Origin of the sequence: Barrientosiimonas humi (assembly GCF_006716095.1) — a bacterium.
GTDB lineage: Bacteria > Actinomycetota > Actinomycetes > Actinomycetales > Dermatophilaceae > Barrientosiimonas > Barrientosiimonas humi.
This window is the reverse complement of sequence record NZ_VFOK01000001.1, coordinates 79,302-90,949: the sequence shown is the minus strand read 5'-3', so window position 1 is coordinate 90,949 and position 11,648 is coordinate 79,302. Positions and strand designations below refer to the sequence as shown.

Annotated in this window: 12 protein-coding genes; 4 read left to right on the top strand and 8 right to left on the bottom strand. The window is 74.6% G+C overall.

The features are described from left to right. Positions 1–27: 27 nt before the first annotated feature. The 4 genes from FB554_RS00430 to FB554_RS16995 all read left to right on the top strand — a co-directional run bounded on the left by FB554_RS00430 (position 28) and on the right by FB554_RS16995 (position 3,057). Positions 28–834 carry an ABC transporter permease gene (locus tag FB554_RS00430; protein ID WP_142004136.1) on the top strand — a complete coding sequence of 269 codons (807 nt, stop codon included), beginning with the start codon at positions 28–30 and terminating at the stop codon, positions 832–834. Beyond that, positions 827–1,666 (top strand): ABC transporter permease, encoded by an 840-nt coding sequence (locus FB554_RS00425; RefSeq protein WP_236022196.1) that lies wholly within the window; start codon positions 827–829, stop codon positions 1,664–1,666. Before FB554_RS00430 ends, FB554_RS00425 begins: the two co-directional genes overlap by 8 nt. A gap of 161 nt (positions 1,667–1,827) precedes the next feature. Continuing rightward, positions 1,828–2,775, top strand: coding sequence for an ABC transporter ATP-binding protein (locus FB554_RS00420; protein ID WP_236022195.1), 948 nt, complete (start codon positions 1,828–1,830; stop codon positions 2,773–2,775). 108 nt (positions 2,776–2,883) lie between these two features. Continuing rightward, positions 2,884–3,057, top strand: a complete 174-nt coding sequence (locus FB554_RS16995) for a hypothetical protein (protein ID WP_170206735.1) — start codon at positions 2,884–2,886, stop codon at positions 3,055–3,057. A 40-nt stretch (positions 3,058–3,097) separates the two neighbouring features. Here the strand turns inward: FB554_RS16995 and FB554_RS00415 are convergent, their stop codons facing one another. The 8 genes from FB554_RS00415 to FB554_RS00380 all read right to left on the bottom strand — a co-directional run bounded on the left by FB554_RS00415 (position 3,098) and on the right by FB554_RS00380 (position 11,644). Then, the gene (locus FB554_RS00415; protein WP_142004134.1) at positions 3,098–3,712 is read right to left on the bottom strand and encodes a response regulator; all 615 of its coding nucleotides are present in this window, start codon (positions 3,710–3,712) and stop codon (positions 3,098–3,100) included. Further along, positions 3,705–4,847, bottom strand: coding sequence for a sensor histidine kinase (locus tag FB554_RS00410; RefSeq protein ID WP_142004133.1), 1,143 nt, complete (start codon positions 4,845–4,847; stop codon positions 3,705–3,707). The genes FB554_RS00415 and FB554_RS00410 overlap by 8 nt, the downstream gene beginning before the upstream one ends. After that, on the bottom strand, positions 4,844–5,968 hold the full coding sequence (locus FB554_RS00405; RefSeq protein WP_142004132.1) for a sensor histidine kinase: 1,125 nt from the start codon (positions 5,966–5,968) through the stop codon (positions 4,844–4,846). The genes FB554_RS00410 and FB554_RS00405 overlap by 4 nt, the downstream gene beginning before the upstream one ends. Before the next feature lie 240 nt (positions 5,969–6,208). Next, positions 6,209–7,417, bottom strand: a complete 1,209-nt coding sequence (locus tag FB554_RS00400; RefSeq protein ID WP_142004131.1) for a glycerate kinase — start codon at positions 7,415–7,417, stop codon at positions 6,209–6,211. A gap of 34 nt (positions 7,418–7,451) precedes the next feature. After that, positions 7,452–8,957 (bottom strand): SLC13 family permease, encoded by a 1,506-nt coding sequence (locus FB554_RS00395; protein ID WP_236022194.1) that lies wholly within the window; start codon positions 8,955–8,957, stop codon positions 7,452–7,454. Continuing rightward, positions 8,954–9,625 (bottom strand): response regulator transcription factor, encoded by a 672-nt coding sequence (locus FB554_RS00390; RefSeq protein WP_142004130.1) that lies wholly within the window; start codon positions 9,623–9,625, stop codon positions 8,954–8,956. The genes FB554_RS00395 and FB554_RS00390 overlap by 4 nt, the downstream gene beginning before the upstream one ends. After that, positions 9,622–11,184, bottom strand: a complete 1,563-nt coding sequence (locus FB554_RS00385; RefSeq protein ID WP_211344505.1) for a sensor histidine kinase — start codon at positions 11,182–11,184, stop codon at positions 9,622–9,624. Before FB554_RS00385 ends, FB554_RS00390 begins: the two co-directional genes overlap by 4 nt. After that, a complete protein-coding gene (locus tag FB554_RS00380) occupies positions 11,156–11,644 on the bottom strand; it encodes a hypothetical protein (protein ID WP_142004128.1) in 489 nt (162 codons plus the stop codon). Before FB554_RS00380 ends, FB554_RS00385 begins: the two co-directional genes overlap by 29 nt. Positions 11,645–11,648 lie beyond the last annotated feature (4 nt).

Below are 11,648 nucleotides of genomic sequence, written 5' to 3'. Positions count from 1 at the left end.
CGGGTGCGGCGGTAAGTTCCTGCGCTTGTGCCCCCGCGACCGCGCCCCTACCTCCGGCTGCTCGTCGCGGGCGTCCGGGAGGGCGCCACCTATCGCCTCGCCGCGCTCGGCGGGCTGGTCGCCAACGTCACCTTCGGGTTCCTCAAGGTCGCCATGCTGTTCGCGACCGTGCGCGCGGCCGGCGGCGAGCTGAACGGCTACGACCTCGCCACGATGAGCACCTATATCTGGCTGTCGCAGGGGCTGCTCGGTGCGATCAACCTGCACGGCCGCAGCGACCTCGCGACCCGCATCAAGGACGGCAGCGTCGCCATCGACTTCATCCGCCCGCTCGACGTGCAGGCCGCCGCGATCGTGCAGGAGGTCGGCCGCTCGCTCTGGTCGCTCGTGCCGCGCGGGATCCCGAGCGTGCTGATCGGGGCGCTCGTGGTCGGGATGGCCATGCCCGACTCGCCGGGGGCGTACGTCCTCGGCGCCGCCAGCCTGCTCGTCGGCATCACCCTCGGCGCGACCGTGGTCTACCTCGTGGCGACGACCGGCTTCTGGCTCGTCGAGACACGGGGCATCCAGGTGCTCTACATGGTCGTCTCGGGCTTCCTCGCCGGGCTGTTCGTGCCGATCGCGATCTTCCCGACGTGGCTGCAGGTGGTCGCCCAGGCCACCCCGTTCCCGTCGATGATGATGTATCCGATCGACATCCTCTCCGGGCGCGTGACCGGCCTCGCGTCGCTCGGGCTGTTCGCCGCGCAGCTGGCCTGGCTCGCCGCCGCCTGGGCCGCCGGGCACCTCACCACCCGCGCCGGGCGCCGCAAGCTGGAGGTGCAGGGTGGCTGAATCTTCCTCTCTCGCAACGGGTTCGGCGCGCAAGGTCGACCTGCGGGCCTACCGCGCGGTGCTGGCGTCGCGGATGAGGTCGCAGCGGGCATACCGGCTGAACTTCCGCATCGACCTGCTGAGCTCGTTGCTCGTGGGGCTCATCGAGCTGGCCGAGGTGTGGGTGCTGTTCCACAGCGTCGGGACGCTCGGCGGCGTCAGCTTCACCCAGATCCTGCTGGTCTTCGGGCTGGCCGACCTGTGCTTCTCGCTCGCCGACATGGTCGTGGGCCACTGCGACAACCTGCCGACGTACGTCCGTGCCGGCACGCTCGACGTGTTCTACCTGCGGCCGCAACCGCTGCTGCTGCAGCTGATCACGAGCGACATCAGCCTGCGCCGGCTCACCCGCGCCGCCGTCGGTCTCGTCTGCCTGGTCATCGGCCTCGCCGTCAACGACATCGCCTGGTCGGTGTCGGCCGTCGCGCTGCTCGGGATCTCGCTGGTGTCGGGCATCGCGATCTTCGCCGCGATGTTCGTCTGGGCGGCGGGGGCGCAGTTCTTCCTGATCAACGGCGCGGAGATGACCAACGCGTTCGTGTACGGCGGTCGCTACGCCGCGACGCAGCCCGCCTCGGTCTGGGGCCGGCCGCTCACCGTGCTGTTCGGCTTCTTCTTCCCCATGGCCTTCACGGCCTACCTCCCGGCGCTGCGCCTGCTGGGCCTCCCCGGCCCGGGCCTGCTGCCGACCTGGCTCGCCTGGTTCACCCCGGTCGCGGCACTGTGGGCCTGGGCGATGGCGCTGCTCTTCTGGCGCGTGGGGGTCCGGCACTACCAAGGAGGCGGCGGATGAGCGGACCAAGCCGGTCGAGCGGACCAAGCCGGTCGAGCGATGCCCTGAGTAGCGCGAGGGACGAGCGCGTATCGAAGGGTGGCGGCGAGGAACGAGCCGCGTATCGAGACCGAGACCGAGACCCCATCATCGAGACGCGCGACCTCACCCGCGACTTCCGCGTGCGGGACGGCTTGCGCCGCAAGCAGATTCGCGCGGTCGACGCGATGACCTTCACGGTCGGGGCGGGGTCGGCGGTGGGCTACATCGGCGCGAACGGGGCAGGCAAGTCCACGACGATCAAGATGCTCACCGGCATCCTCGTGCCGACGTCGGGCGAGGTGCGCACCTGCGGCCTGCGCCCGGTCGAGGACCGCCGCCGGCTCGCGCGCGAGGTGGGCGTGGTGTTCGGGCAGCGCTCCCAGCTGTGGTGGGACCTGCCGGTGCGCGAGTCGTTCGGGATCCTCGCCGCCATCCACGGCCTCGACGCCGCGCGCGAGCGCGCCCGCACCGACGAGCTCGTCGACCGGCTCGAGATGGGCGAGTTCCTCGCGACCCCGGTGCGCCAGCTGTCGCTCGGGCAGCGCATGCGCGCCGAGGTGGCCGCCGCGCTGCTGCACTCGCCCCGCCTGGTGATCCTCGACGAGCCGACCATCGGGCTGGACGTGCTCAGCAAGCAGCGACTGCGCGAGTTCCTCGTCGAGGAGCGGCGCGAGCACGGCACCACGCTGCTGCTCACGACCCACGACATGGGCGACATCGAGCGGCTCTGCGACCGGGTGCTGGTCGTCGACCACGGGCGACTGGCGTACGACGGGACGCTCCCCGGCCTGTCGGCGAAGGTGGGTGCGCAGCGCGTGCTGGTGGTCGACCTCGCCGAGCCAGGCGAGGACCTCACCGGCATCCCCGGCACGCAGCACCTGGCCAGCGAGGCGCAGGGGCTGCAGCAGCGCCTCGCCTTCGACGCCGAGCAAACGACCGCCGCCCGGGTGCTCGCCGCGGTGTCGGCGCGCGCCGACGTGCGCGACCTGTCGATCGAGGAGCCCGACATCGAGGACGTCGTGCGCCGGCTCTACTCCGGATCACCCTGGCGCGGACGGGCGACAGACACCGGGGGTTCGGCTGGGTGACACGTGTCATCACGCTCGCGTGGTGGCCGTCACCGGATCCGACTGCGCCGGTCACGCGTTGCCGTACGACGGTGGTGGGGGCGACTCGTCGGCGGCACGCTCGGCGGCATGGACCGCAGAATGCTGATCTTCATCGCCATCGCCGTCTCGGCCGTCTACGGCGGGGCGGTCGCGCTCGTCGAGGGCAACCGGCAGACGGTCGCCATCGCGGGCGGGATCGTGGTCGCGCTCGCCTGGCTCGCCGTCGCCGTCGTGGGTGAGCGCGACGTCGAGAACGACTAGTCGGAGACCGCCTCCGCCGCCGCTCTCGCGCAGACCCCGGTCACAGCAGGCCGCGCTGCCGGGCCGTGCGCACCGCCTCGATGCGGCTCACCGCGTCGAGCTTGGTCATGGCGTTGGACAGGTAGTTGCGCACCGTGCCGGTGGACAGGAACAGCTCCTCGGCGATGTGGCTGGTCGACACCCCCTGGTCGACGAGGCGCAGGATCTCGCGCTCGCGGTCGGTGAGCGGGTTGGGGCCGGCGCGCAGCGCGTCGGCGGCCAGCGCAGGGTCGATCACGGTGCCCCCGGCCGCCACGGACCGGATGCCGTCGATCAGCTGCCGGGCCGTCATCGACTTCACGAGATAGCCGGAGGCGCCGGCGTCGAGCGCGCGCGGCAGGTGACCGCTGCCGGGCAGGGCGGTCAGCAGCATGACCTTGCACTCCGGCAGGGCCGCGGTCAGCTCGGCGCACGCCTCGATCCCGGTCTTGCCCGGCATGTCGATGTCGAGCAGGGCGACGTCGGGCCGGTGCGCCTGCGCCGCGCGCAGCACCTGGTCGCCGCGCGTCACCCGAGCCACGACCTCGATCCCCGCCTCGGCCGCCAGCAGCGCCTCGAACGCCTCCCCCACGAGGTCGACGTCCTCGGCGATCAGCAACCGCAACGGTTCAGGCATGGGCGCTCCTTCGCAGCCGGGTGTCTCGGCCATCCTCGGGCACCGACACGGGCAGCGGGACCCGGGCCAGCACGCGGTAGCGCCCGCCCGGCAGCGGCCCGGCCTCGAGGGTGCCGCCGAGCGGGTCCAGCTGGCTGCGCCAGCGCGCCTGGCCGCTGCCCGACCCGGCGCGGGCCGGGGTCGGGCCGGCCGGGACCCCGTCGTTGGTGATGCTGAGCAGCGCCGCCCCGTCCTGCTGCCGCGTGACGACCGTGCACCGCGTCGGTGCCGCGTGCTTGAGCATGTTGGTGACCGCCTCGCGCAGGAGCAGCGCGAAGACCGGCTGCACCGCGGCGTCGACGTCGTCCACCGAGAGGTTGACCGCGACCCCCAGGCGGGTGCACAGCGTCTGGGTCGAGCGCACCTCGGTCGCGAGGTCGTCCACCACCGGCTCGAACGAGAGCCGGGCCAGCTGGTCCCGCCCGCGGGCGACGAGGCTCTCGACCTCGGCGAGGTGGCCCTGCACCTCCGGGTCGTCCACACCGACCCGGGTCCGCGCCCGCGACGCCTGCGCCGCCGTCTGCGCGAGCGTACGTCCGATGAGGGTGTTGAGCTCTCCGGCCAGTCGCCCGCGCTCGCCGTCGACCTCGGTCTGCGCCAGCTCCTCCTGGGAGCGGCGGAGCCGGCGGGTGGTGCGGACCAGCTGCTGCAGCAGGCAGACCACGAGCAGCTGCGCGACCGCGCCGAGGAGCAGCGCGGGGAGCTGCGCCGGGTCCTGCCCCGCCCACACCGCCGCGGCGGCGAGCACCCCCACCGTGACGCTCGCTGCGGCGCGGCGACCCGGCAGGGCGAGCACGAGCACGGCGACTCCCCAGCCCAGCAGATAGCTGCTCTCGCGCAGGTGCTCCCCGCCGCCCAGCGCCACGGACCCGGCCACCAGCAGCGTCCCGGCCCACGCACCGCCGCTGCGCCACCGGTCCTGCGTCACCTCCCACGCGACGACCAGCAGCACCGCGGCCGCGACCGTCAGCTGCACGACGACGTCGCGGCCCTCGCCGATCGCGTGCTCGCCCCACGCCAGCACCCAGACCCAGGTGAGCAGCCGGGCGCCCTCCCCGTCGGCCAGCCGGGCGCGGGCGCGACCCAGGCGCGTCACGCGGGGACCTCGGAGCGGATCGGGAGGCGGACGATGCGAGTGGCGAGCCCTCCGGACGCGTGCTCGGTGCCGATGCTGCCGCCGGCCGCGACGACGGCGCGGGCCAGCTGGCCGGCCGGGCGCGAAGCCGGCGGCTCCTCGCGCAGGACCGAGCCGTCGTTGGTCACGGCCACCACCGTGACGGAGTCGTCGCGGTCGAGCACGATGCGGCACCTGGTGGCCCGGCTGTGCCCGAGCAGGTCGGTGACGCTCTGGCGCACGACCTGCGCGACCAGGGCGGCCTGCTCGCCCGGCGGCTCCCGACGTACGTCCACGGCCAGCTCGATCTGGACCCGCTCGCACAGCATCCGGCAGGTCTCCAGCTCCTCGTCCAGCCGGGTGACGACCGGCCCGGAGGTGAGCTCGCGCAGCTGCGCCTGGCCGCGGCCGATGGTGTCGTGCAGCCGCTCCAGCTCCCGGGAACCGGCCGGGTCGCGGTCGCCGAGCGCGCGCAGCGCGGCCTGGTTGCGCAGCGAAGCCGCGACGAGCGTGCGGCCCATGATGTCGTGCAGGTCGCGCCCGACCCGCTCGCGCTCGGCATCGACCCGACGGCGAGCGAGCACCTCGCGGGTCAGCCGCAGCTCGTCGAGCAGCACGGCCAGCCGGGTCGCGGTCACCAGGACGACGGTGTAGAGCAGCAGCTCGAAGAACAGGTCGGCGAAGGTGCCCATCGCCGCCAGCCGCGAGCGCGGGAACACCCAGACGAGGACGGCCAGCAGCAGGCCCGAGGCCACGAGCGATCGCCGCAGGTCGCGCTGCAGCAGGGCAGCGGCCCACGCGACCACCAGCATCGGGTTGACCGAGTCCCACAGCAGCGGCGCGAGGCTCGTGGCCATGACAAGCGGGGCCAGCCACCGGCGCCCGAGCGCCGCTCCGCCGCGACTGACCGACAGCTGCAGCCGGGCGAACAGCACCGCACCGGCGCTCGCGAGCAGGGCGGTCGCGAGCCGGCCCGCGAACGGCTCGCCCTCGGCCGAGCCCAGCTGCGACCACGCGCTGCCGACGCCGAGCAGCAGCAGCGCCCAGCACAGGCCGAGCACCAGACGGGCCTCGGCCGCCTGTGCTCGCAGGACTGTGCGCATCGCGGACTCCGTTCGGCCCGGCGACGGGCACGGCTCGGTGCCGTCATCGTAGGTGCCTGCGCGCCCGCCGCCGCCGGACTCCGCCGACTCCGGCGGCCGGCCCGGGCGTACGCCGGCGGTCAGGTCCGGGGGCCGGCCCGGGCGTACGGGGTCGATATCGACCCGAAAGTGCACGCCCGACCCCCGGATCCGTGCCACATCGGGTCGATATCGACCCAAAATGCACGCCTCGCCCCGGCCTCACGCGGCCGAGGAGATCACCGCCCCCAGCACCACCAGGCGCAGGGCGCGCTCGGTGGCCTGGGCGACCAGGTCGCTCGCCTGCTCCACCGCCTGGGCCAGCTCCATCGGGATCGGGATGATGCCGACGACGGCGTCGATGCCGATGTCGTGCACGTCGGCCGCGCCCGTGCCGATCGAGCCGGCGAGCGCCATCACGGGCTTGCCGTGCAGCTTGGCGCGGCGGGCGACCTCGGCGGGCACCTTGCCGCGCGGGGTCTGGTAGTCCACCGCCCCTTCGGCGGTGATCACCAGGTCGGCCTGGGCGATGGCGGCGTCGATCTCGGGTGCGCCGAGGTCGTCGTGCAGGAACACCTCGAACCGCGAGCGCAGCTCGGCGCCGCAGCCGACCGCGAGCGCGGCACCGAGCCCGCCGGAGGCGCCGGTGCCCGCGCCGTGCCGCACGTCCAGCCCGCCGACGCCCCGCTCGCTCGCCGCCGCCTCGAGCACGCCCGCCCAGGTGTCGAGCGCGTCGGACAGCTGCTCGACCTGCTGCTCGGTGGCACCCTTCTGCGGGCCGAAGACCCGGGCCACGCCGCGCGGGCCGCACAGCACGTTCGTGAGGTTGCAGCCGACGACCATCTCGACCTCGGCCAGGCGCGGGTCGAGCCCGCTGAGGTCGAGCGACGCGGCGTCGGCCAGGGCGGCCCCGCCAGGCGTGTCGATCGGCCGGCCGTCGCGGTCGAGGACGCGGGCGCCGAGGGCGACCAGCGCGCCCGCCCCGCCGTCGCTGGTGCCGGAGTCGCCGCAGCCGACGACGATCCGGCGCGCGCCCTCGTCGAGCGCGGCCAGGATCAGCTCACCCACGCCGTACGTCGTCGTGCGGGTCGGGTCGCGCCGGTCCACCGGGACGTGGCGCAGCCCGGCGGCTGCCGCCATCTCGACCAGGGCCGTGGCGACGGGGGTGCGTCCGAGCATCGCGAAGTGCGACTCGACGGGGTCCCCGACGGGGCCGGTCACGCGGCGCTCGACCACGCGCCCGCCGGTGGCGGAGGCCAGCGTGCGGGCCGACCCCTCACCGCCGTCGACCACGGGGGCGGTGAACACGACGGCGCCCGGGAGCGCCCGGCGTACTCCGGCGGCGATGGCGTCGGCCACCTGCTCGGCGTCGAGGGACTCCTTGAATCCGCTCGGGGCGATGACGACGCGGTGCGGGACTCGGACGGTCATGACGGTTCCTCCGGTGTGACGGGGTGCGGGTGGGTCAGGTGAGCGGGAGGCCGAGGTGCGGCCAGACGAAGAAGGCGAAGACCAGCACCAGGGCCACGTGCAGCGGCGCGAGCCACAGCGACAGCCGGCGCAGGTCGGCGGCGGAGTAGGTCTCGACGTCCTCGATGCGGGCGAACATCGCGACCGGCTTCGCCGACGCGGGCAGGGTGTGGCAGAAGCCGGCGGCCGCGGTCGAGGCGAAGGCCACCGCGGCCACGTCGGCGCCGACGCCGGGCGCGAGCGCGACGACGATCGGCACGATCACCGCGGAGCGCGCCGAGCGCGACTGGATCAGCAGGTGCGCGGCGGTCGAGACCAGCACCACCACGACGACGAACGGGCCGGGGGTGCGCACGCCGAGCACCCCGAAGAGCCCGTCGGCGAGGTATCGGGCGGCGCCGGAGTCGAGCAGCGCGTTGCCGAGCGCGAGGGTCGCGGCCATGAACAGCAGCAGCGACCACGGCACCTGGGGCAGGGCGTCCTTGAGGCGGACGACGCCGTACCGCGGGGAGGTCGCGACCAGCGCGGCGCCGAGCGCGATGATCGCCGGGTGCACGCCGTGCAGGTCCTCGGTGCACCAGAGCACGACGGTGACGGCCAACAGCAGCGCCGCCCGCCCCTCGGCGACCGACAGCGCCCCGGTGAGCTGGCCGGGCCGCTCCTCCAGGTCGGCGACGCGCACCCGCAGCGGCACGCGACGGTCCTCGCGGCGGCTGAACAGCAGCAGCACCAGCTCGGCGGCGAGGTGTGAGCTGACCAGCGCCAGCGGCAGGCCGAGCAACAGCCAGCGGGAGAAGTCGAAGCCGGTGCCGACCGCCGACTCGACGATCATCGAGGTCACCAGGTGCGCGCCGGCGCCGATGAGCGACCCGACGGCCGAGAGCAGGATGACGGTCGGGAAGGTCAGCGCGAGCACCCGCACGAGCCGGGGGTGGCTCTCGCGCAGCACGCCGCGCAGTGCCAGGAAGACCGGGAGCGCGAGGGCCGCCCGGCCCGAGGTGCTCGGCACGGCGAACGCGGTGATCACCAGCGCGGCGGTGACCAGGTGAACCAGCTGCCGCGGGCTCCCCGCCCCGCTGACGAGCCAGGCCGACGCGCGCTGCGCGAGGCCGGACGCGGTCACCGCCACCGCGATGACGCACGCGGCGACCAGCAGCCAGACGACGTCGTCGCCGAGCGTGGCGAAGAACCGCTCGGTCGGCATGACCCCGAGCAGCACCAGCGCGGTGCCCGCGCCGAGCGCGACGTACGTGTCGTCGACGGGGGTGAACGCCCACGCCACGACCGCCACGGCGAAGATCACCAGCGTCGCGCGGCCGTCGGTGGTGAGGTCGCCGGGACCGCTGCCGACCGGCAGGGTCAGCAGCCGCAGCACGAGCAGCGCCAGCGCCACCCCGCCGACGACCAGGCGCGGCCGCAGCCACGAGGGGCGCCCGGGGCCCGGTTCCGGCGCGGCGGGCGCCGGCTCGGGTCGGGTGCGGTGCAGGACGGGCGCGCTCACGGCTGCGCCCGCAGCCGATAGCCAGCGCCGCGCACGGTCTCGATGCGCTCCGGCCCGATCTTGCGCCGCAGCGCCCGCACGAACACGTCGACGACGTTGGAGGCGGGGTCGACGTGGGCCTCCCAGACCTGGCCGAGCAGCTGCTCGCGCGAGAGCACCTGGTCGGGGTGGCGCAGGAAGACCTCGAGCAGCGCGAACTCGCGCGCGGTGAGGTCGGTCGCGACCCCGTCGACCAGCACCCGCCGCGAGCGCAGGTCCAGGCTCATGCCGGCGGCCTCGACCACGAGGCGGTTGCCCGGCTCGGACTCGACCGGCTGCAGCCGCAGCCGGATCCGCGCGAGCAGCTCGGCGAACTGGAACGGCTTGGCCATGTAGTCGTCGGCGCCGCCCTCGAGGCTCGCGACGGTGTCCTGCACGGTGTCGCGGGCGGTCAGCACGATCACCGGCACCCGGCTGCCCTCGTCGCGCAGCCGCTGCAGCACCTCGCCGCCGTCGAGCTCGGGCAGCCCGAGGTCGAGCAGCACCAGGTCGAACGAGCCGGAGCGGGCCAGCAGCAGGGCCGTACGTCCGCTGTCGACGGCGGTGGTCAGGTATCCGGCGGCGCGCAGCCCCTTCTCCAGGAAGGTGACGATGCGCTGCTCGTCCTCGGCGATCAGGATGTGGGTCATCGGTGCGCCTCCGCGGGCTCGCGGTCGTCGTCGATCTCCTCGAACAGCTCCAGCTCGTCCGCGTCGCGCGTCGCGGGCACCTCGCCGACCGGCAGCAGCAGCCCGAACGTCGACCCGGCGCCGGGGCGGCTCTCCAGGGTCACCGAGCCGCGGTGCCCCTCGGCGATGGCGCGCACGATCGCGAGGCCGAGCCCGGCGCCGGCGCGCGAGCGCGCACCGGAGGCGGACTGGCCCGCGCCGCGGGCGAACCGGTCGAAGATCAGCTCGGCGTCCTCGGCGGCCACCCCCGGCCCGTCGTCGCGCACCGTGATGGCGACCGCGTCGCCGAGCTCGGGGTCGCGCACGAAGCGCGAGGCCAGCTCGATCAGGTCGCCGTCGCCGGTGTGCTCGACCGCGTTCTGGGCGAGCTGCAGCACGGCCTGGGTGACCCGCTGCGCGTCGACGACCGCGGGGCCGTCGGCGACCTCGGCGAGAGTCCACCGGCGCGGCCCGAGGGCCTGCATCTTCGCGTCGATGTCGAGGGTGAGCTCGGCCAAGTCGACCGGCTCGGCGAGGTGGATGAAGTCGGGCCGCTCGGCCTTGGCGAGCGCGAGCAGGTCGCTCACGATCCGGCTCATCCGGCTCAGCTCGTTGAGCACGAGGGTGGTCGTGGCCGCGCGCTCGGCCGGGTCGTCGCTCATCGTCTCCAGGTGCCCGCGGATGATCGTGATGGGCGTGCGCAGCTCGTGCGCGGCGTCGTCGACGAACCGCTGCTCGGCGGCGAACGCCGCCTCGAGCCGGTCCAGCATCCCGTTGAACGTCACGGCCAGCTCGGCGATGTCGTCGTTGCCCTGCACGGGGATGCGGCGGGTGAGGTCGCGCTCGGTGATCTCGGCGGCGGCCCGGCGCACCGACCGCACCGGGCGCAGGATCTGCCCCGCGGCGAGCCAGGCGATCGCGGCCGCCAGCAGCAGCGCCCCCGCGGCCACGCCGACCATCAGGCGCACCGTGCTGTCGACCTCCTGCAGGTGGTGCCGCTCGAAGGCCAGCACCAGGAAGACGCCGCGCTCCCCACCGAGCGTGACCTCGTCGCGCACGAACCGCGCGTCGCCCCCGCGGGTCTCGACGATCCCGCTGCGCGGGCCGGTGAGCAGCTGGCCGAACTCGCGCGAGCCGGGCTCGAGACCGGCCTCGGCCAGGCTCGGCGTGCGTACGCCCTCCACGGTCAACGCCTGCTGGCGCGCCGGGACATATCCCACGAGCATCTCGCCCTCGGCAGCGCGCTGCCGGCGCAGCATCACCTCGAACATCGACGACACGTCGGTGAACGGCCTTGCCGTCTCGGGGTTTCGGCCCTCGCCGGCGAACGTGCGGAACTCCTGGTTCTCCTGCACGACGTCGGCGTTGAGGTTGCGGCCGACCTCGGCGATCATCGCGCTGCGCACGGTGACGATCAGCGCGGTCATGGCGATGACCAGCGCCAGCATGAGCCACGCGACGATGCGCCACCGGGCGGTGACCCGGCTGCCCTGCCGGGCCGCCTGCGCCGGCTCAGTCATCGTCGCCGCCGTCGTCGTCATCGTCATCGTCGTCGGGCGCGTCGTCGCGGTCGTCGTCGTCGCCCGCCGGCGGGCGCGGCGCGACCGTGTGCGTGCTGACCGATCCGCCGGGGTCGCGCACCGTGGGCCGTGCGGGCGCGGGGGTCTGGCGCGGCGGGCGGGACGTCTCGCTCGGACTCGGCCCCGGGCGCGGCGAGGCGCCGGTCGGGGTAGACGTGCTGCCCGGTCGCCCGGCGGGCGAGGACGTCGCGGACGGTGCGGACGTGGACGGTGCCGGCGCGCCGGACGAGCTCGACGGCGGGGTCGAGGACGGGCTCGGGGTCGGGCTGGGCGCGGGCGTGCTCGGGGCGGGCAGGCGCACGGGCGCGACGGGCGGCGGCTCGGGCGGTCCGGGGCGGCTCGCGAGGGCCTGGCTGGCCAGCGCCAGCAGCACCGGCACCATCAGGCAGGCGCCGAGCAGGGCGAGTCGTCGCAGCATCACGGGC

Excerpts from the sequence above, each read along its gene's own strand:
- FB554_RS16995 (WP_170206735.1), top strand. The coding sequence starts at position 2,884 with ATGGACCGCAGAATGCTGATCTTCATCGCCATCGCCGTCTCGGCCGTC.
- FB554_RS00415 (WP_142004134.1), bottom strand. The coding sequence starts at position 3,712 with ATGCCTGAACCGTTGCGGTTGCTGATCGCCGAGGACGTCGACCTCGTG.
- FB554_RS00405 (WP_142004132.1), bottom strand. The coding sequence starts at position 5,968 with ATGCGCACAGTCCTGCGAGCACAGGCGGCCGAGGCCCGTCTGGTGCTC.
- FB554_RS00400 (WP_142004131.1), bottom strand. The coding sequence starts at position 7,417 with ATGACCGTCCGAGTCCCGCACCGCGTCGTCATCGCCCCGAGCGGATTC.
- FB554_RS00390 (WP_142004130.1), bottom strand. The coding sequence starts at position 9,625 with ATGACCCACATCCTGATCGCCGAGGACGAGCAGCGCATCGTCACCTTC.
- FB554_RS00385 (WP_211344505.1), bottom strand. The coding sequence starts at position 11,184 with ATGACGACGACGGCGGCGACGATGACTGAGCCGGCGCAGGCGGCCCGG.